14 protein-coding genes are annotated in these 19,408 nt (G+C 71.5%); 12 read left to right on the forward strand and 2 right to left on the reverse strand.

Annotated features, from left to right (window positions below):
* Window positions 1-43 precede the first annotated feature (43 nt).
* Complete coding sequence (locus tag OG510_RS35625; RefSeq protein ID WP_406142149.1) at window positions 44-1,024, forward strand: SDR family oxidoreductase; 981 nt, start codon at window positions 44-46, stop codon at window positions 1,022-1,024.
* Between the two features lie 272 nt (window positions 1,025-1,296).
* Here OG510_RS35625 and OG510_RS35630 read toward each other — a convergent pair whose 3' ends face one another.
* Complete coding sequence (locus OG510_RS35630; protein WP_406142150.1) at window positions 1,297-2,097, reverse strand: SDR family oxidoreductase; 801 nt, start codon at window positions 2,095-2,097, stop codon at window positions 1,297-1,299.
* A gap of 136 nt (window positions 2,098-2,233) precedes the next feature.
* On the opposite strand from OG510_RS35630, the gene OG510_RS35635 reads away from it, so the two are divergent.
* The 10 genes from OG510_RS35635 to OG510_RS35680 all read left to right on the forward strand — a co-directional run bounded on the left by OG510_RS35635 (window position 2,234) and on the right by OG510_RS35680 (window position 16,661).
* Window positions 2,234-3,832, forward strand: a complete 1,599-nt coding sequence (locus OG510_RS35635; protein ID WP_406142151.1) for a FadD3 family acyl-CoA ligase — start codon at window positions 2,234-2,236, stop codon at window positions 3,830-3,832.
* 5 nt (window positions 3,833-3,837) lie between these two features.
* Window positions 3,838-3,984 (forward strand): hypothetical protein, encoded by a 147-nt coding sequence (locus OG510_RS35640; RefSeq protein WP_406142152.1) that lies wholly within the window; start codon window positions 3,838-3,840, stop codon window positions 3,982-3,984.
* A complete protein-coding gene (locus tag OG510_RS35645; RefSeq protein ID WP_406142153.1) occupies window positions 3,981-4,841 on the forward strand; it encodes a MaoC/PaaZ C-terminal domain-containing protein in 861 nt (286 codons plus the stop codon). Before OG510_RS35640 ends, OG510_RS35645 begins: the two co-directional genes overlap by 4 nt.
* 181 nt (window positions 4,842-5,022) lie before the next feature.
* Window positions 5,023-6,498, forward strand: coding sequence for an aldehyde dehydrogenase family protein (locus OG510_RS35650; RefSeq protein WP_406142717.1), 1,476 nt, complete (start codon window positions 5,023-5,025; stop codon window positions 6,496-6,498).
* 62 nt (window positions 6,499-6,560) lie between these two features.
* Window positions 6,561-8,120, forward strand: coding sequence for a GMC family oxidoreductase (locus OG510_RS35655; RefSeq protein ID WP_406142154.1), 1,560 nt, complete (start codon window positions 6,561-6,563; stop codon window positions 8,118-8,120).
* Entirely contained in the window at window positions 8,117-9,238 is a 1,122-nt protein-coding gene (locus OG510_RS35660) for a glycine betaine/L-proline ABC transporter ATP-binding protein (RefSeq protein ID WP_406142155.1), read from the forward strand. The genes OG510_RS35655 and OG510_RS35660 overlap by 4 nt, the downstream gene beginning before the upstream one ends.
* Window positions 9,239-9,299: 61 nt before the next feature.
* A complete protein-coding gene (locus tag OG510_RS35665) occupies window positions 9,300-11,291 on the forward strand; it encodes an ABC transporter permease (RefSeq protein WP_406142156.1) in 1,992 nt (663 codons plus the stop codon).
* A 3-nt stretch (window positions 11,292-11,294) separates the two neighbouring features.
* Window positions 11,295-12,302 carry an ABC transporter substrate-binding protein gene (locus OG510_RS35670; protein ID WP_406142157.1) on the forward strand — a complete coding sequence of 336 codons (1,008 nt, stop codon included), beginning with the start codon at window positions 11,295-11,297 and terminating at the stop codon, window positions 12,300-12,302.
* A gap of 168 nt (window positions 12,303-12,470) precedes the next feature.
* On the forward strand, window positions 12,471-15,665 hold the full coding sequence (locus OG510_RS35675) for a glycoside hydrolase family 2 TIM barrel-domain containing protein (protein WP_406142158.1): 3,195 nt from the start codon (window positions 12,471-12,473) through the stop codon (window positions 15,663-15,665).
* A gap of 195 nt (window positions 15,666-15,860) precedes the next feature.
* Window positions 15,861-16,661: a VOC family protein gene (locus OG510_RS35680; protein WP_406142159.1), complete on the forward strand. Its 801-nt coding sequence runs from the start codon at window positions 15,861-15,863 to the stop codon at window positions 16,659-16,661.
* A 121-nt stretch (window positions 16,662-16,782) separates the two neighbouring features.
* Here the strand turns inward: OG510_RS35680 and OG510_RS35685 are convergent, their stop codons facing one another.
* A complete protein-coding gene (locus tag OG510_RS35685) occupies window positions 16,783-18,231 on the reverse strand; it encodes a glycoside hydrolase family 76 protein (RefSeq protein WP_406142160.1) in 1,449 nt (482 codons plus the stop codon).
* A gap of 275 nt (window positions 18,232-18,506) precedes the next feature.
* Between OG510_RS35685 and OG510_RS35690 the strand changes: the two genes are divergently transcribed.
* Entirely contained in the window at window positions 18,507-19,388 is an 882-nt protein-coding gene (locus OG510_RS35690) for a universal stress protein (RefSeq protein ID WP_406142161.1), read from the forward strand.
* Window positions 19,389-19,408 lie beyond the last annotated feature (20 nt).

The raw sequence follows: 19,408 nt of genomic DNA on the forward strand, positions 1-19,408 counted from the left end.
CCCGGCGTCCCGGCCCGTTCGACAGCCGAAGAGGAGAAGTGAGATGACGTCACAGCACGCGGATGGCACCGGCGCCCGCCCGGGGAGCACGACGGACGGCGGCGCCGGAAACAGCGGGGGGATCTGCGCGGGGCGGGTCGCCGTGGTCACGGGCGCGGGCCGGGGCCTGGGCCGCGCCCATGCCTGCGCCCTGGCGGCCGAGGGCGCGCGGGTCGTCGTCAACGACCTCGGGGTCGGGCTCGACGGCGCGGGCGGCTCGGCGGGGCCCGCGCAGGATGTCGTGGACGAGATCGTCGCGGCGGGCGGACAGGCGGTCGCCCACGCCGGGGACATCGCCACGACGGAGGGCGCCGCCTCGCTGGTCGACGCCGCCCTGGACGCGTTCGGCCGGCTGGACATCCTGGTCAACAACGCCGGGTTCCTGCGGGACAGGATGCTCGTCAACATCGACGAGGAGAGCTGGGACGCGGTCATGCGGGTCCACCTCAAGGGCCACTTCCTGGCGCTCAAGCACGCCGGGGCGCACTGGCGTGCGGAGGCCAAGGCGGGCCGTACGCCGGAGGCACGCGTCATCAACACCAGTTCGGGCGCGGGGCTGCTCGGCAGTGTGGGACAGGGCAACTACGCGGCGGCCAAGGCCGGGATCCTCGGGCTGACCCTGGTCGCCGCCGCCGAGCTGGGCCGCTACGGAGTCCAGGTCAACGCCATCGCGCCGGCCGCCCGTACCCGGATGACCGAGACGGTCTTCGCCGACACCATGGCCGCGACCGAGGACGGCGGCTTCGACGCGATGGCCCCGGAGAACGTCTCGCCGCTCGTGGTCTGGCTCGCGTCCGGGGCGTCCGGCGGAGTCACCGGGCGGGTCTTCGAGGCGGAGGCGGGCCGGATCACGGTCATGGAGGGCTGGCGGCCGGGCCCCGGCGCCGACAAGGGGGCGCGCTGGACGCCGGCCGAGGCGGGCGAGACGGCACGGCGCCTGCTCGCCGCCGCCGAGCCGCCGCAGCCGGTGTACGGCGCGCAGTGAAACGCTGCCCCGTGCGGGCGCCGTGAACGGGTGCCCGTACGGGGTGCCCATACGGGGTGCCCGCATGGGGTGGGTGCACCGGGGTACCCGCACGGGGCGGGCGCCCGGCCCGGGGCCGCTGGTGGTCGTGCGCCGGGGCCGGGGCGGCGCGGGCCGCGGAAGGTCGCACTGGAGTGGGCAGCCGAGCGGGTGGACCGCGGGTGGTCACGTGCGGGGCGGCGGCCCGGCATCCGCCCGGCTGCCTGGTATCCGCCCGGCCGCCCGGCGCTACGTCAGTCCGCCTGCCCGGCTGTCGCCTCGCCGGAGCGTGCTGCCAGGTAGCGGCCCGGGACGTCGCCGCCGCCGTGTACCGCGAGGTCGGCGCCGTTCACGTACGACGCCTGCGGGCCCGCCAGATACAGACAGGCGTGGGCCACGTCGGACGGCACGGCCATCCGGCCCATCGGGATGGTCCGCGCCACCGCCGCCCCGCCGTCGTTGCCGTACACGGCCGCGGCGTTCGCGGTGCGGATCAGACCGGTCGTGATGTGGTTGACGCGGACCAGCGGCGCCCACTCCAGCGCCAGGGCGCGGGTCAGGCCGAGCAGTCCGGCCTTCGCGGCCGAGTAGGCGGCCGTGCCGGGCTGCGGGTCGTGCCCGGAGACGCTGCCGATGTTCACGACGGAGCCGCCCTCATCCTGCGTCCGCATGACACGGTTGGCGGCCTGGGCCGTGTAGAAGGGGGCCAGCAGATTGAGCGCGACGATCCGCTCGACGAACCGCGGTGAGACCGTCGCGGCGTCCGAGTCGGGCGAGCCGCCCGCGTTGTTGACGAGCGTGTCCAGACGGCCGAACCGGGCCACCGCGTGCTCGATGAGGCCGGCCGCCGCGGCGGGGTCGCGTACGTCCGCCGCGAGGAAGGCCGCGGTGCGTCCGCCCGCGGCGGGCAGGGAATCCGGTTCACCGCGGCCGCACACGAGGACATCGGCGCCCGCGCCGAGGAACGCCTCGGCGATCGCGAATCCGATGCCCTTGGTGCCGCCCGTGACGACGACTGCCCGTCCAGTGAAGTCCGCCGGGTTGCTGATGGTCATGAGCCGCCTCCGTGCCGTCCGGGTCCGGCCGCGCCAGAGGCGGCCGGGAGCTGGTGCGAGATCAACCTACCAAGCGTTAGGTAGGTGAACTAGAGTGCACTGGATCCAAGAGAATTCCGACGGACGAGGGGTCTCCATGACGCAGGACCAACCGGTCCGCACCGTTCCCGGCGTGCTGGCGCACACCGCGCGGCGCCACCCGGACACCGAGGCGCTCGTCGACGGTGCGACACGTCTCACCTACGGCGAGCTGGCCCTGCGGGTCCGGCGCGCCACCGCCGCCGCGATGGCGTCCGGTGTCGTCCCGGGCGACCGGGTGGCGGTCTGGGCGCCCAACGGGCACCGCTGGGTGGTCGCCGCGCTGGGCGCGCTCGGCGCGGGAGCCGTGCTGGTACCGGTCAACACCCGCTACAAGGGCGAGGAGGCCGGCTGGCTGCTGGCCAGGAGCGGGGCCAGGACCCTCTTCGTGGACAACGGTTTCCTGGGCCACGACTACCTCGGCTACCTCCGCGACCTGCCCGCCGACGCGGACTCAGGCACGGGCCCGGTCCCCGCGCTGCCCGCTCTGCTCGACGTGGTGCTGCTCGGGGGCGACGCGGCCGAAGGGACGCGCAGCTGGCAGGAGTTCCTGGCCGCGGGCGGGCCGGTGTCCGACGAGGCGGCGGACGCACGGGCAGCCGAGGTCGGCGAAGAGGACGACTGCGACATGTTCTTCACCTCGGGCACCACCGGCAGGCCCAAGGGCGCGCTGACCATGCACGGCCAGAACATCCGCGCGTACGAGGCATGGTGCCGGCGGGCCGGGCTGCGCCACGGCGACCGCTATCTCATCGTCAACCCCCTCTTCCACACCTTCGGGTACAAGGCCGGGGTCATCGCCTGTCTGCGCCGGGCCGCGACGATGGTCCTCCAGCCGGTCTTCGACGTACGGGAGACACTGCGGCTGGTGACCGAGGAAAAGGTGACCGTGCTGCCCGGTCCGCCCGCCATCTACACCTCGATCCTCGACCACCCGGACCGCCACGACTACGACACCTCGTCCCTGCGGCTCGCCGTCACCGGCGCATCCGTCGTGCCCGTCGCGCTGGTCGAGCGGATGCGGGAGGAGCTGCGGCTGACCGTGCTCACCGCGTACGGACTCACCGAGTCCTGCGGCATGGTCTCCATGTGCACCGCCGACGACGACGCGCGGACCGTCGCCGAGACCGCGGGCCGGGCCGTCGACGGCGTGGACCTCTGTGTTCTCGACGCGGCGGGCAACCGGCTCGGGCCGGGCGAGAACGGCGAGATCGTACTCGGCGGTTACAACGTGATGCGCGGGTACTTCGAAGACCCCGCCGCGACCGCCGAGGCGATCGACGCCCAGGGCCGCCTCCACACCGGTGACGTCGGACGCCTCGACGAGCACGGCAACCTCACCGTCACCGGCCGGCTGAAGGACATGTTCCTGGTCGGCGGCTTCAACGTCTATCCGGCCGAGATCGAGCAACTGCTCGCGCGGCACGGGCAGATCTCCGAGGCGGCGGTCGTCGGGATACCGGACCCGAGGCTGGGCGAGGTGGGCCGCGCCTACGTCACCGCCCGGCCGGGCGAGCACCCCGATCCCGCGGAGGTGATCGCCTTCTGCCGGGAGCGGCTGGCGAACTTCAAGGTGCCGCGCGAGGTCGTGGTGCTCGACCGGTTCCCGCGCAACGCCGTGGGCAAAGTGCTGAAGACGGCCCTGGACAGGAGCTGACCGCCGTGTACGACCAGAAGCAGACGTACGACATCGAGCGGGCGGCGGCCCCAGCCCGTGTCCTGGCCCCGGCCCCTGGCCGGACTCCTGACCAGACCCCGCCCGCGGCCCCGTCCCGGCAGGGCGCAGCCGTACCCGGAGCCGCATCGTGAGCGCGCCTCCGCGCACCCCGGCGGGTGCCTGGCGCGGCCGTGAGCTGGGGGAGCGCACCGTCAGCTACGACGAGCGCGACGCGATCCTCTACGCCCTCGCGGTCGGCGCCGACGCCACCGATCTGGACCTGGTCTTCGAGGAACGCCTGCGGGTCCTGCCGACGTTCGCGCTCACCCTCGCCCAGTGGGCGCCCGACGCGCTCGGCTCGCTGGGCGCGTTCGACATCCGTACCGCGGTCCACGGCGCCCAGCGGCTCCAGGCGAGGTCCCCGCTGCCGCGCTCGGGAAAGCTGTCCATGCGGGCGTACGTCGGCGAGGTGTGGGACAAGGGATCGGCCGCGGTCTTCGAGGTCGTGGTGGTCAGCGACTGCGCGGTCGCCACCTGGTCGCTCTTCGCCCCGGGTTGTGGTGGTTTCGGCGGTGAACGCGGCCCGTCCGCACCGGCCACCCCGGCCGAACCGCCGTACCACGAGGCCGAGGTGGCGACCGCCCCCAACCAGGCGGCGCTGTACCGGCTGCTCGGTGACCGCCACGCCATGCACATCGACCCGGAGGCCGCACGGGCGGCCGGACAGCCGAGGCCGTTCCTGCACGGCCTGTGTTCGATGGCGGCGGCGACGCTGCCCCTGGCGCGGGCCGTGGGCGCCCATCCGGCCGATCTGGTCCGGCTGGAGGGCCGGTTCGCCGCCCCGGTGTTTCCCGGGGACCGTCTCACGGCGCGTGCCTGGAACTCCGAGGGACCGCGACTCTCCGGGCCCGGTACCGAGCCCGCGTCATCCGGCGCTGAACTGCGCTTCGAACTCGTCGGCGGCGGCCGCCCCGTGGTCTCCGGCGGGCGGGCCGGGTTCAGCTCCTGACCGCACCGGACGCGGATATTCAGGCACGGTGAGTGAAGCGGATCACTTTCTGTTGATGTTCAGGCATAGGTAAAGGCCAATCGGGGAGGTGACCAGACCGCTGGTGTGAACCAGTGGAATCAGTTCAGTGAGGAAAGGCAGAACACACGTGTCGGCAAGCGAGACCATTCATGTAGACGGGATGTGGCGGGGCGCCGCATCCGGCGCCACACGGGAGGTCCTCGACCCCGCCGACGCGAAGCCCCTGCAGAGCGTGGCCGAAGGCGGCGCGCAGGACGCGGACGCCGCCGTACTGGCCGCGCACACCGCTTTCGCGGGCGGCCGCGGCGACTGGCCACGCACACCGGTGGCCGAACGCGCCGCCCTGCTGCGCCGGGTCGCCGAGCTGCTCCAGCGCGACCGCGAGGAGATCGCGCTCATCGAGAGCCGCGACACCGGCAAGACCCTGGAGGAGGGCCGGGTCGACGTCGACGATGTGACCAACGCCTTCCGGTACTTCGCCGATCTGGTGATGAACGAGAGCGGCGGCCGCGTCGTGGACGCCGGTTCGCCCGACGTGCACAGCGTCGTCGTGCACGAGCCGGTCGGCGTCTGCGCGCTGATCACCCCCTGGAACTACCCGCTGCTGCAGGCCAGCTGGAAGATCGCACCGGCGCTCGCCGCAGGCAACACCTTCGTCGTCAAGCCCAGCGAGGTCACCCCGCTCTCCACCGTCCACCTGGTGAAGCTCCTGGTGGAGGCCGGTCTGCCCGCCGGAGTGGCCAATATCGTCACCGGCCCCGGTGTGCCCGTGGGGGCACGGCTGGCCGAACACCCGCAGGTCGACCTGTTCTCCTTCACCGGCGGCCTCGCCAGCGGCACCAAGGCCGCGAGCGCGGCCGTCGCCGGAGCGAAGAAGGTCGCCCTGGAACTGGGCGGCAAGAACCCCAACGTGGTCTTCGCCGACGCCTGCGCCACCGAGGAGGGCTTCGACACCGCCGTCGACCAGGCGCTGAACGCCGCCTTCATCCACAGCGGCCAGGTCTGCTCGGCCGGCGCCAGGCTCATCATCGAGGAGTCCGTCCGGGACCGCTTCGTCGCCGAACTGGCCCGCCGCGCCGAGCGGATCAGGCTGGGCCGCGGCACCGCCGACGGTGTCGAGTGCGGGCCGCTGGTCTCCCAGCAGCAGCTGGACAAGGTCGAGGCGTACGTGGCGTCCGCACTGGCCGAAGGGGCACAGCTGCGCTGCGGCGGAAAGCGGCCCGAGCCGTCCGACGACCGGCCCGCCACCGGATACTTCTACGCGCCCACCGTCCTGGACGGCTGCGACCGCACCATGAAGGTCGTACGCGAGGAGACCTTCGGCCCGATCCTGACCGTCGAGACCTTCCGTGACGAGGAGGAGGCGGTGACACTGGCCAATGACACCGAGTACGGGCTGGCCGGCGCCGTCTGGTCGGCCGACACCGCCCGCGCCCGCCGGGTCGCCGCCCGGCTGCGGCACGGCACCGTCTGGATCAACGACTACCACCCCTATCTGCCGCAGGCGGAGTGGGGCGGCTTCGGCAAGTCCGGCATCGGCCGCGAGCTGGGCCCCGCCGGCCTGGACGAGTACCGCGAGTCCAAGCACATCTACGAGAACCTCCGGCCCGCCCCGGTCCGCTGGTTCACGGGCTGACCGCCCGTCTGTTCGCCGCAACACGCAAGAGCGTCAGCACTTTGCAGAAGGAGCAATGGCCCATGCCTCCGGAAATCTCCACGGTCACCGCCGACTACGTCATCGTCGGCGGTGGCACCGCGGGTTCGGTGATCGCCTCCCGGCTCACCGAGGACCCCGCCGTCAGCGTCGTCGTCGTCGAGGGCGGCCCGACCGACATCGACCGCGACGACGTCCTCACCCTTCGCCGCTGGCTCGGCCTGCTCGGCGGCGACCTGGACTACGCGTACCCCACCACCGAGCAGCCGCGCGGCAATTCGCACATCCTGCACAGCCGCGCCAAGGTGCTCGGCGGCTGTTCCTCGCACAACACCCTGATCTCGTTCAAGCCGCTGCCCGGCGACTGGGACGAGTGGTCCGAGCACGGCGCGGCCGGCTGGGACGCGAAGTCCATGGACCCGTACTTCTCCAAGCTCCGCAACAACATCGTCGCGGTGGACGAGAAGGACCGCAACGCCATCGCCAGTGACTTCGTGGCAGCGGCCCAGCAGGCAGCGGGCGTCCCGCGCGTGGAGGGCTTCAACAAGAAGCCCTTCCACGAGGGGGTCGGCTTCTTCGACCTCGCCTACCACCCGGAGAACAACAAGCGCTCATCGGCGTCGGTGGCCTACCTCCACCCGCACATCGAGGCGGGCGACCGGCCCAACCTCACGATCATGCTGGAGACCTGGGCGCACCGCCTCGAACTGGACGGCAGCCGCGCCACCGGCGTGCACGTCCGCACCAAGGAAGGCGAAGAGGTCCTCCTGCGGGCCGGGCGCGAAGTGCTGGTCTGCGCGGGCGCGGTGGACACCCCGCGGCTGCTGATGCTGTCGGGCATCGGCCCGAAGCAGGACCTGGAAGCACTCGGTATCCCCGTCGTGCACGACCTGCCGGGCGTCGGCGAGAACCTCCTCGACCACCCCGAGTCCGTCATCGTGTGGGAGACCGACGGCCCCATCCCGGAGAACTCGGCGATGGACTCCGACGCCGGCCTCTTCGTCCGCCGCGACCCCGGATCGCGCGGCCCGGACCTGATGTTCCACTTCTACCAGATCCCCTTCACCGACAACCCGGAGCGGCTGGGCTACGAGAAGCCCGAGCACGGTGTGTCGATGACACCCAACATCCCCAAGCCGCGCAGCCGCGGCCGTCTCTACCTCACCAGCGCCGACCCCGAGGTCAAACCGGCCCTGGACTTCCGGTACTTCACCGACGAGGACGACTACGACGGCCGGACACTGGTCGACGGCATCCGCCTCGCCCGTGAGATCGCCAAGACCGAACCGCTCGCCCACTGGCTCAAGCGCGAGGTCTGCCCCGGCCCCGACGTCACGTCCGACGAGGACATCAGCGAGTACGCCCGCAAGGTGGCGCACACCGTCTACCACCCGGCGGGCACCTGCAGGATGGGCGCCCCCGACGACGCGCTGGCCGTGGTCGACCCCGAGCTGCGGATCCGCGGGCTCTCCGGCATCCGTATCGCCGACGCGTCCGTCTTCCCGACGATGCCCTCGGTCAACCCCATGATCGGAGTCCTGATGGTCGGCGAGAAATGCGCCGAACTGCTCGCCGCCACCCCCGCCCAGGGAGAGACCGCATGACAGCCACCACGCCCGCCGCCGGCGAACCGGCCACCCCGCCGACACCTGCCCCGGCGGACGAGAAGCGCGGCACCGTCTTCTCCGTACGCAACCTCTGGAAGGTCTTCGGCCCCCGCGCCGACCGGATCCCCGGCGACAGCGCGCTGACCGGGCTGACCGGCGAGGAACTGCGCCTGCGCACCGGCTGCACCGCCGCCGTGCGCGACGTCTCCTTCGACGTCCACGAGGGCGAGGTCTTCGTGGTCATGGGCCTGTCCGGCTCCGGCAAGTCGACACTGGTGCGCTGTCTGACCCGGCTCATCGAGCCCACCAGCGGCGATCTCACCATGGACGGCGAGGACGTCCGCGCCATGGACCGCACCAAGCTGCGCGAACTGCGTCGCCACCGCGCGGCCATGGTCTTCCAGCACTTCGGCCTGCTGCCGCACCGGACCGTTCTGGACAACGTCGCCTACGGGCTGGAGATCCAGGGCGTGGGCCGGGCCGAACGCCGTTCCAAGGCAGCCGAGTTCATCGAGAAGGTCGGCCTGACCGGCCTGGAGAACCGGCGTCCGAACCAGCTCTCCGGCGGGCAGCAGCAGCGGGTCGGGCTGGCCCGCGCACTCGCCGTTGACCCCGAAGTCCTGCTCTTCGACGAGCCGTTCAGCGCACTCGACCCGCTCATCAGGCGCGATATGCAGCAGGAAGTCGTCCGGCTGCACAAGGACGAGGGCCGCACCATGGTCTTCATCACCCACGACCTGTCCGAGGCACTGACCCTGGGCGACCGCATCGCCCTGATGCGCGACGGCCGGATCGTGCAGCTCGGCACGCCCGAGGAGATCGTCGGCTCGCCCGCCGACGACTACGTCCGCGACTTCGTCCGCGACGTGCCCCGCGAACAGGTCCTCACGGTCCGCCGTGCCATGCGCCCCGCGCAGGGCGGCGAGGCCGACGAGGGCGAGTCGGTGCCGCCCGGCACACTCATATCCGACGCCATCGACACCGTCGTCCGCTCCGGCGGCGCGGTGCGCGTCGTCGAGGGAGAGCGGTGCCTGGGCGTCGTGGACCACGCCTGTCTGCTCGCCGTCGTCGCCCGCATCGACGAGAGCCCTGCCGAGAGCGGAGTGGCCGCCTGATGCGTACGCCACCACACCCCGCGCCCGTCGGGCCGCCCGGCACAGCCACCCGGAGGCGCGCATGACGGCCGCCACCTCCACCCCCGCCCGCACCGAGAACCAGGCCGCGCCCGGCAGGGCCGCCGGGCTCCGTGCCGCACTGCTCCACCGGGGCGCGGGCAAACTCCTGGTGCTCGCCGTCGCCGCCGCCGTCCTGGTCCCGATCGCGAACGCGGTCTGGGACAGCGGACTGTGGCCCGGTGCCCTCACCGTGGACGTCTCGGCGCCGCTGGGACACGTCAGCGACTGGATCATCGACAACCGCGACACCCACCCGCTGTTCCTGTACTTCCTCGGCTATCTGAGCAACGCCGTGGTCATCGCCGTACGGGCCGTCTACCTCGTGCTGCTCGCCCTCGGCTGGACCGGGGTCACCGCCGCGGTCACCCTGGTGGCCTGGCGGGTGGCCGGATGGCGCATCGCCGTCACCGCACTCGTCTCCTTCCTGGTCAGCGGAGTGCTGGACATGTGGGTGCCGACGATGCAGACGCTCGCGCTGATGGTCGTCGCGGTCATCGCGTCCGCCGTCGTCGGAGCGGTACTCGGGCTGGCAGGCGGTCTCTCCGACCGGCTGTTCCGCATCCTGCGCCCGGTGCTCGACACCATGCAGGTGCTGCCGGCCTTCGCGTATCTGCTGCCGGTGGTCCTGGTGTTCGGCATCGGAGTGCCGGCCGCCCTGCTCGCCACCGTCGTCTACGCGGCGCCGCCGATGGCCCGGCTCACGGCGCTCGGGCTGCGCGGCGCCGACGCCGGGGTCCTCGAAGCCGTCTCCTCGCTCGGCTCCACCGCACGCCAGCGGCTGCTCACCGCCCGGCTGCCGCTCGCCCGCAAGGAACTGCTCCTCGGTCTCAACCAGACCATCATGATGGCGCTCTCGATGGTCGTCATCGCCTCACTCATCGGCGCCGCGGGCCTCGGCGACCGCGTCTACCAGGCGCTGGCGTCCGTGGACGTCGGCGGGGCGCTGGCCGCCGCCATCCCGATCGTGCTGCTCGCCATCGTCATGGACCGCACCACCGCGGCCGCCGGAGCCAGGCTCGGCAGTGACCCGTCCGGACCCGTGGCCCTGCGCGGCCGGCGCGGCTGGGCCCTCGCGGCCGCCGGCACCGCCGTCGTCGCGGTGGCCGGCCGGCTGGCGGGCTCCACGCTCTGGCCGTCCGGAACCACCGTGGCCATCGCACGGCCCGTCAACGACTTCAAGGAGTGGATGGTCGACCACCTCTACTCCGGGGTCCCCGTCGTCGGCGGCACCGCCGACTGGGCCGCGCACTTCACGTCCTGGATCCTGGACCCGCTCAGGGACGGGCTGACCGGCCTGCCCTGGTGGGGCGCGCTGCTCATCGTCGCCGCCCTGGCCTGGCTCATCGGTACCTGGCAGACCGCGCTGACGGCGGTACTGGCGCTCTGCGCCATCGGCGTACTCGGCATGTGGAAGCCGTCCATGGACACGCTGTCCCAGGTCCTGGCCGCCCTCGTCGTCACCCTGGTCGTCGGCTTCGCCGTCGGGATCCTCGCGGCAAGCAGCCGCCGCGCCGAAGCCGTACTGCGTCCGGTACTCGACGTCATGCAGACCATGCCGCAGTTCGTGTACCTCATCCCGGTGGTCGCGCTCTTCGCCGTGGGCCGCGCCCCGGCCGCCGCAGCCGCGGTCGTCTACGCGCTGCCCGCCGTCATCCGCATCACCACGCAGGGGCTGCGCCAGGTCGACCCGGCCGCGGTGGAGGCCGCCAGGTCGCTCGGCGCCACCCGGCTGCAGACCCTGCGCCAGGTCCAGCTGCCGCTGGCCCGCCCGGCGCTGCTCCTCGCCGTCAACCAGGGCGTGGTACTGGTGCTCGCCGTCGTCATCATCGGCGGACTGGTGGGCGGCGGCGCTCTCGGCTACGACGTCGTCACCGGACTGGCCACCGGCGACCTCGCCATCGGTCTCGTCGCGGGCGTGGCCATCGTCTGCCTGGGCCTGATGCTCGACCGTGTCACCCAGCCCACCGAACGCCGCATCCGGAAGGGGGCCTGAGCCGTGACCCGTACCCGCACCCGTGGCGCACGCCGCGCCACCACCGCACTCGCCGCCCTGGCGTCCGGCGCCCTGCTGGTCTCGCTCAGCGGCTGCGGAGCCGCCGACATGACCAAGCAGTCGTCGCCCTTCGCAGCGGCCAAGGGAGCCAAGTCCGTCACGCTCTCCGTGCAGAGCTGGGTCGGCGCGCAGGCGAACGTGGCCGTCGCCAAGTATCTGCTGGAACACCGCCTCGGCTACCGCGTCGACACCGTCCAGGTGGACGAGATCCCCGCCTGGGACGCGCTCAGCCAGGGCCGCGTCGACGCGATCCTGGAGGACTGGGGCCACCCCGACCAGGAGAAGCGGTACGTCAAGGACAAGAAGACGATCACCGCGGGCGGCGACCTGGGGGTCACCGGACACATCGGCTGGTTCGTACCGAAGTACTGGGCGGACAAACACCCGGACGTCACCAACTGGAAGAACCTCAACAAGTACGCGAGTCGGCTGCGTACGGCGGAGAGCGGCAGCAAGGGCCAGCTCATGGATGGCTCGCCGTCCTACGTCACCAACGACAAGGCCCTGGTGAAGAACCTCAAGCTGGACTACGACGTGGTCTTCGCGGGGTCCGAGGCCGCACAGATCACCCAGATCCAGCAGTTCGCCAAGGAGAAGAAGCCCTTCCTCAGCTACTGGTACGAGCCGCAGTGGCTCTTCAACCAGGTGCCGATGACCGAGGTCAAGCTCCCTCCGTACACCGCGAAGTGCGCGGACAAGGGGGTCAAGGACCCGAAGTCCATCGACTGCGCCTATCCGTCGACGCCCCTGCAGAAGTACTTCAACACCGAGTTCACCAGGACCGGTGGCGACGCCGCGACGTTCCTGAAGAACTTCAAGTGGACGAAGGACGACCAGAACAAGGTCTCCGCGATGATCGCCTCGCAGGGACTGTCGGCCGACGAAGCGGCCAAGCGCTGGGTGGACCAGAACCCGGACGTCTGGAAGAAGTGGCTGCCGGACAAGAAATAGGCAAGAAATGACAGCACGTCATGCCGCCGGTCCACGCGGACCGGCGGCATGACGCGTTCCGCGTCCTTTGCCCGCACGACCGCCGCCCAAGTGGGTTCGCCGTCTTGTGTGTTGAGTTTTTCTGTCTGATGCTGGCGGTTCTTGTTCTCTTACGTTCGGAGCTGCCGTATGAGCGCACGCCGAGTAAGCCGACGTTCCGTCCTGGTCACCGGGGCCGCCCTCGCGGGCTGGGCCGCCTTCTCCGCACAGAAAATCGCCTTCGCGGCGGACGCCGCGGAGACCGGGAGCGCGACGGGCGCGGAGTGGGACGCGCAACCGAAGGTCTTCCAGATCGGCAGAGAAGAGGCCCGCGCCAGGCTCGTGCCGTACGCGAGCGAGTCCGACGCGCTGCGCGGGGACTTCGCGAAGTCCCCCTACTTCCGGTCCCTGAACGGGACCTGGCGGTTCCACTGGTCCAAGAACCCCGACGCACGGCCGGCCGGGTTCGAGGCCCCCGGCTACGACGACCACGGCTGGGACCGCATCGCCGTCCCGTCGAACTGGGAGATCGAGGGCTACCAGGAGCCCATCTACCTCAACATCCAGTACCCGTGGACCGGTTACGAGAAGCCCGAACCGCCGAATGTCCCGCACGAGTTCAACCCGGTCGGCTCCTACCGGCGCACCTTCACCGTGCCCAGCGGCTGGTCGGGCCGCCGCACCCTGATCTCCTTCCAGGGCGTCAAGTCCGCGTTCTTCGTCTGGGTCAACGGCAAGCGCGTCGGCTACAGCGAGGACAGCTACACCCCGGCCGAGTTCGACATCACCGACCATGTGCACGCCGGTGACAACAGCCTCGCCGTGGAGGTCTACCGCTGGTCCGACGGCAGCTGGCTGGAGGACCAGGACATGATCGACCTGTCCGGCATCTTCCGGGACGTCTATGTCTACGCGATCGCACCGGTCCATGTGCAGGACCTGTTCGTAAGGACCGCACTGGACGACGCCTACCGCGACGCGACCCTGACCGTCACCACGACCGTACGCAACCGGGGCGGAGCCACCGCCGGCGCACACCACGTCGAGGCCGTCCTCCACGACGCCCGGGGGCGGCGCGTCGGCAGCCCGCTGCGCGGCCGGGCCACACCCGGCAAGGGGGACGCCGAGGTGCAGCTCACCGCCGACGTCCGCGCCCCGGCACTCTGGTCGGCCGAGCAGCCGAACCTCTACACCCTCGTCGTCACCCTCACCGACGGCCGGGGCAGAGTGGCCGACATCCAGCGCACCACCCTCGGATTCCGCGAAGTCTCCCACGGGCCGGGCAAGTTCACCGTCAACGGCAAGCCGGTCATGTTCCGCGGCACCAACCGCCACGAGACCGACCCCGACCACGGCCAGGCCATCCGCGAGGACCGGATGATCCAGGACATCCGGCTGATGAAGCAGTACAACATCAACGCCGTCCGCACCTCGCACTACCCGAACCACCCCCGCTGGCTCGAACTGTGCGACGAGTACGGCCTGTACGTCATCGGTGAGACGAACCTGGAGTCGCACGGGGTGCGCGACACCGTGCCCGCCTCACTGCCCGAGTGGACCGGCGCCTGTGTGGACCGGCTCCGCTCCCTGGTCGAGCGGGACAAGAACCACCCCAGCGTGATTGTCTGGTCGCTGGGCAACGAGGCAGGACAGGGGTCCAACTTCCAGGCCATGGCCGACTGGGTCCACGCACGGGACAGCTCCCGCCCGGTCCACTACGAAGGCATGAACGCGGTCGCTGACCTGCACAGCCAGATGTACACCGTGCCGGCCGACGTGGAGGCGTACGGAAAGTCGGGCAGTGAGACGCCCTTCATCCTCTGCGAGTACGCCCACGCGATGGGCAACAGCAGCGGCAACCTCAAGGAGTACTGGGAGGTCTTCGAGCGCTACCCGAATCTGCACGGCGCCTTCGTGTGGGACTGGGTCGACCAGGCGATCCGGCTGCCCGTACCGGGCGACCCACGCCACAACTACCTCTCGTACGGCGGCGACTGGCACCCCGGATACCCCACCGACGCCAACTTCTGCTGCAACGGCCTGATGGCGGCGGACCGCACCCCGCACCCCGGGCTCCTGGAGCTCAAGAAGGTCTACCAGCCGGTGGGGATCAGCGCCGTCGACCTCGGCGCGGGCACGGTGACGGTACGGAACAAGCACCTGTTCAGCGGCCTGGACGCATACGAGCTGCGGTGGACGGTGACCTGCGACGGACGGACCGCGCAGCACGGCACGCTGCCCCCGCCGAAGGCGGCGCCCGGCGGCGACGCGACCGTCCGTATCCCCTGGAACAAGCCGCGCACCCCGGAGCCCGGCGCCGAGTACTGGCTGAACCTCTCCTTCGTGCTGGCATCGGACACCAGCTGGGCGGAGGCCGGACACACCGTGGCCGGAGAGCAGTTCGCGCTGGACTGGCACACTCCGGCGGCGGCCGACCCGGACCCCGACGGGCTGCCCGCCCTCACCCTGGAGGAGAGCGACAGCAGCGTCACGGTCACCGGTCGCCAGGTGGAAGTGGTGCTCGACCGGGCGACCGGGACGCTCAGCTCCTACCGCTGGAAGGGCCGGCTCCTGCTGTCGGGCGGCCCGGTGCCGAACTTCTGGCGGGGCCCGACCGACAACGACATCGGGCGGGGCGCCCAGAACACCCTGCGGACCTGGCGGGACGCCGGGACCAGGCGCACGGTGACATCGGTGAAGGCCGCACAGCCGTCGCGGGGCGCGGTCACCATCGCGGTGGAGTGCACCCTGCCCACGGCGCCGCACACGTCCAGCTGGGCCACCGAGTTCACCGTACGCGGCGACGGGGAAGTGCGTATCAGGCACACCCTGAAGGCCGCCGACGGGCTGCCCGATCTGCCGCTGGTCGGCGCCCTGCTGACGGTGCCTCAGGGATTCGAGCGGGTCGACTGGTACGGCCGCGGCCCGCAGGAGAACTACTGGGACCGCAACTCCGGTGCCTTCGTGGGCCGTTATCGTTCCACCGTCGACGCACAGGTGGCGCCCTACGTCCGTCCCGAGCAGACCGGGAACATGACCGATGTGCGCACCCTGTCGCTCACGGAGCGCTCCGGCGCGGGGCTGACCGTGCGGGCCGACCCGGCCGAAGGCGAACCGATGCTGGAGACCAGCGCGCTGCACTGTTCGCCGTTCGATCTGGAGGGCCCGAGGCATCCGTACGAGCTGAAGCGGCGCGATGAGACCCTGCTCGGGGTCAATCACCGGCAGACGGGCGTCGGCGGTAACGACTCGTGGGGCGCGCCGCCGCTCGACGCGTATCTGCTGCACGCCGGGCGCACCTACACCTATGCGTACCGGCTGAGCCCGGCGCGGGAAGCCGGGTAGGGGCGGTCCGCTGGGCCGTACGGGTGGGTGCCGGGAGCCGTCCGCAGGGCGTGGCGCCGGTTCCTGTTTCGGCGGCCCGGCGGCCCCGGTACGCATGGGGGACAGTCAGCGGCTGCCCTGCCCATCGGGGGCGGGAGGGATTCCCGGGCCGTGGACGGCCGGCCCCATCACCCCACGTACCCCGGAGGATCTCCCGTGCTGACGACCCACTACGTCCCTGGCGCGCCGAACTGGCTCGACCTCGGCGCCCCCGACATCGACGCGGCCGTCGCCTTCTACACCGGCGTGTTCGGCTGGACCTTCCAGTCGGCGGGCCCCGACAGCGGCGGCTACGGCTTCTTCCAGAAGGGCGGCAAGACCGTCGCGGCCGTCGGCCCGCTGACGGCCGAGGGCGCGAACCCGGCGTGGACGGTCTACTTCCACACGTCCGACGCCGACGCCACCGGCCGCGCCGTCGAGCAGGCCGGCGGAACGGTCCGCTTCCCCGCGATGGACGTCTTCACCGCAGGCCGTATGGCGGGCTTCACCGACTCGGCGGGCGCCGAGTTCGCCGTCTGGCAGCCGGGCGATGTGCAGGGGCTCGAGACGGTCATGGAGCCGGACACGATGTGCTGGGTGGAGCTGCACACCAAGGACGTGGCAGCGGCGAAGTCCTTCTACCGTTCGGTCTTCTCCTGGGACTACCAGGACATGTCCATGGGGGACGGCATGGTCTACACCGTCGTCTCCGCACAGGGCGGTGGCGAGGGCGACGACACCAGCCACGGTGGCATCATGCAGCTCCCGAAGGAGAACGTGGAGGCCGGGGCCGGGTCGGAGTGGCACCCGTACTTCGGCGTCGATGACTGCGACGCGACGTTCGCCGCGGCCACCGGGCGCGGCGCCACGGCACTGATGCCGCCGAGCAACGCTCCGGGCGTCGGCCGGCTGGCCCTGCTCAAGGACCCGGACGGTGCGGTGTTCGCACTGATCAAGGGCGATCCGTCGATGACCTGACCGGAATACGCTCATCGGGGGCGGGTGCGGGTGCGGGGGCGGGGGCGGGGGAGCGGAGCGGCCCGTGCACGGGGGAGCGGATCCATCCGTGCACGGGCCGCCGTGTGCGTCAGGTCCGCTGTCAGCTCGCGGGAGCCGCGTTGAGCAGGTCGAGCGTGCTCTGCTGGCAGCCGTAGTCGGGCGTGCCGGCCCACGGGCCGTTCCAGTGCGGCCCGTACATGTCGAGCGCGTTGCGGTCCTTGCTGTGGGCGGCGTCGGCCCACCGGTTCAGCGGGGTGCTGTACGGGTGGTCGGACAGCTCTCCGTTGAGCGTGCCGAGCCCCCGGACGTAAGCCCCCTTGAACGACGGCCCGTCGCCCGTGCAGCCGTCGGACTCGCCGGGCTCGCGCAGCACACCGTCGGTCTCCAGCCGGGTCGATGACGCGTCGGCCAGGGTCCGCGCGGTGTCGAGGAGCGTGCTGTCGCCGGTCGCCCGGTGGAGTTCGGCCAGCCCGCCGAGGATCACGCCCTGGTTGTACGTCCAGGTCTGCTGGCCGTTGTTGGAACAGCCGTCGGTCAGGCCGTCGTTGATCATGTGGTCCGAGTTGATCATGCCGCTGGCGCTGAACCACGACCACTCGTTCTTCGCCCGGTCCAGATAGGCGGAGTCGCCGGGGATGCGGTTGTGCAGGGCGGCGTTGAGCTGGAGGAACAGCTCGTTGGTGATCGCGTTCTTATAGGTCTTGTTCTCGTTCCACAGCACACCGCCCCCACAGGTGCCCGTCCAGTTGGCGAACATGTGGTCGGCGTCGGCGCGTGCGGTGTTGAGGTAACGGCTGTCGCCGGTCAGGTCGTACGCGGCGACCCAGGCCAGCCCCCACCAGCCGGTGTCGTCGAGATAGTCGTTGGTGAAGTTGCCGCCCTGCGCGCCGATGTTCTTGTCGTAGGTGCTGGAGACGGCGTACTTGTAGCTGGGCATGCCGCTCGTGCGGATGTTGTCGATGACGGCCGTCAGCGCGTTGGCGCTGGTCCACCAGCCGTTGCCGCCGAACAGGCCGGTGTTCCGGTCGAACGACATCATCAGCGCGGTCGCGGCCGCGGTGCTCCTGCTGCCCGCGTTCCAGTCCGTGCGTGCCCACTGCGTACAGGCGATCTCGGCCCGGTCGCCGGCCTTGCCGCATGCCCGGAGCGCGCCGACACCGGCCGTGTTCCAGTCGTCGACGTTGTACATCTGGGTGCGCCAGCCGCCCGATCCCGCGGGCGTGCTGGTGTCGCCCAGCTTGCTGCCCGACGACCAGGTCTTGCCGCCGTCGAACGAGCGGTCCAGCCAGACCTCGTCACCCGCGCTGCCGTTGTCGATGGACGCCCAGCCCATGACATCGTTGTCATCGAGATGCAGCGCGATGGTGCGCGAGTAGATCGAGGCGGTGACCGGCGTTCTGTCCTTCGTCGCCGCGGCGGGGTCCCGTGCGTCGCAGTACTTGTTGCAGATCGCCGCCTGGGTGCCGGCGGAGGCCGCAGGCGTGAGGAGGCCGAGGAGCAGGCACGGCAGCGCGGCGAGCAGCGTCAGCCGTCTGGGTGTGGGGGACATGTGAGCCTTCCGGTGCGGTGATGGGGACCGTCGGAGCGCGCCCGGGGCGGGCGAGCGGCAGGCGGGCGAACAAGATATCAGGTCCATGTCAAGAAGTTGCTGCGTTTGCGGGGGTATGTCTCTCCCGCACAGAATCGGATGCGGTACGGCCCGGTTCTCTCCGGCACCGGCGGTGCGACCGCGGCCGGCCGTGTCCGGGCCCCGTGACGCGGTCACGGGGGAGAACCGGCGGCGCAAACCGGCGGGGAGATTCGCGCCGAGAACGGAGCACGGCCATGAAGCCGATCGTCACCGTGGGCCTGGACAGCAGGGCCGAGTCGCTCTCCGCGGCCCGTTGGGCGGCGCGCGAGGCGCAGTCCCGCGGCGCTGTGCTGCGCATCCTGCACGCGGGGCCCGCCGGCCCGGACGACACGCCGCCGACGGCGGACGGGGGCGAGGGCGGCGCCGGGGACGGCCGGCGGGGTCTGCCCCGGTGGGTCATGGAGCGGGCCCGCATCGTGGTGGAGGAGCGCTGCCCCGGACTGCCCGTCACCGAGGAGCTGACGGAGGGCGACCCGGTGGAGTCCCTGCTGGCGGCGGCGGAGGATTCGCAGGCGGTGGTGCTCGGTTCCCGTGACATGGTCCCGATGGCCGGCTACTACCTGGGCGACATCGGTCTGCGGGTGGTGGCGCGCGCCGATGCCCCGGTCGTCCTGGTCCGGGCGCGGGAGGCGACAGGGCCGTCGGTCGAGGACGGCCCCGTGGTGCTGGGCCTCTCGCTGGAGGGGCCGTGCGAGGCGCTGTGCGAGTTCGCCTTCGACACAGCGGCCAGGCGCGGTGTCCTGCTGCGGGCCGTGCACGGCCGGAGCCTTCCGGATGACGCGTACACCCGGAGCGGAGTCGACGCGCGCGCCTCGCGGCGGGCCACCGAGCGTGCCCAGACGGAGCTCGCCGAAGCACTGAGGCCGTGGCGGGAGAAGTTCCCGCAGGTACGCACGGCCGAGCGGGTACGGACGGAGAGCCCGGCCCAGGCGGTCGTCCGGGGCGCCACGGGCGCGGGGCTGCTGGTCGTCGGGCGCCGCAGGAACCGGCCGGCGCTGTCACCGCCGGTCGGCCACGCCCTGTCCTCGGCAATGCACCACGCGCCGTGCCCGGTGACCGTCGTCCCGCACGGCTGAGCGAAGACAACACGCCCCAG

This window comes from Streptomyces sp. NBC_01089 (assembly GCF_045162975.1).
In the GTDB taxonomy this organism is placed as follows: Bacteria; Actinomycetota; Actinomycetes; order Streptomycetales; family Streptomycetaceae; genus Streptomyces.

Excerpts from the sequence above, each read along its gene's own strand:
- OG510_RS35650 (WP_406142717.1), top strand. The coding sequence starts at position 5,023 with ATGTGGCGGGGCGCCGCATCCGGCGCCACACGGGAGGTCCTCGACCCC.
- OG510_RS35635 (WP_406142151.1), top strand. The coding sequence starts at position 2,234 with ATGACGCAGGACCAACCGGTCCGCACCGTTCCCGGCGTGCTGGCGCAC.
- OG510_RS35675 (WP_406142158.1), top strand. The coding sequence starts at position 12,471 with ATGAGCGCACGCCGAGTAAGCCGACGTTCCGTCCTGGTCACCGGGGCC.
- OG510_RS35660 (WP_406142155.1), top strand. The coding sequence starts at position 8,117 with ATGACAGCCACCACGCCCGCCGCCGGCGAACCGGCCACCCCGCCGACA.
- OG510_RS35690 (WP_406142161.1), top strand. The coding sequence starts at position 18,507 with ATGAAGCCGATCGTCACCGTGGGCCTGGACAGCAGGGCCGAGTCGCTC.
- OG510_RS35665 (WP_406142156.1), top strand. The coding sequence starts at position 9,300 with ATGACGGCCGCCACCTCCACCCCCGCCCGCACCGAGAACCAGGCCGCG.
- OG510_RS35625 (WP_406142149.1), top strand. The coding sequence starts at position 44 with ATGACGTCACAGCACGCGGATGGCACCGGCGCCCGCCCGGGGAGCACG.
- OG510_RS35655 (WP_406142154.1), top strand. The coding sequence starts at position 6,561 with ATGCCTCCGGAAATCTCCACGGTCACCGCCGACTACGTCATCGTCGGC.
- OG510_RS35630 (WP_406142150.1), bottom strand. The coding sequence starts at position 2,097 with ATGACCATCAGCAACCCGGCGGACTTCACTGGACGGGCAGTCGTCGTC.
- OG510_RS35685 (WP_406142160.1), bottom strand. The coding sequence starts at position 18,231 with ATGTCCCCCACACCCAGACGGCTGACGCTGCTCGCCGCGCTGCCGTGC.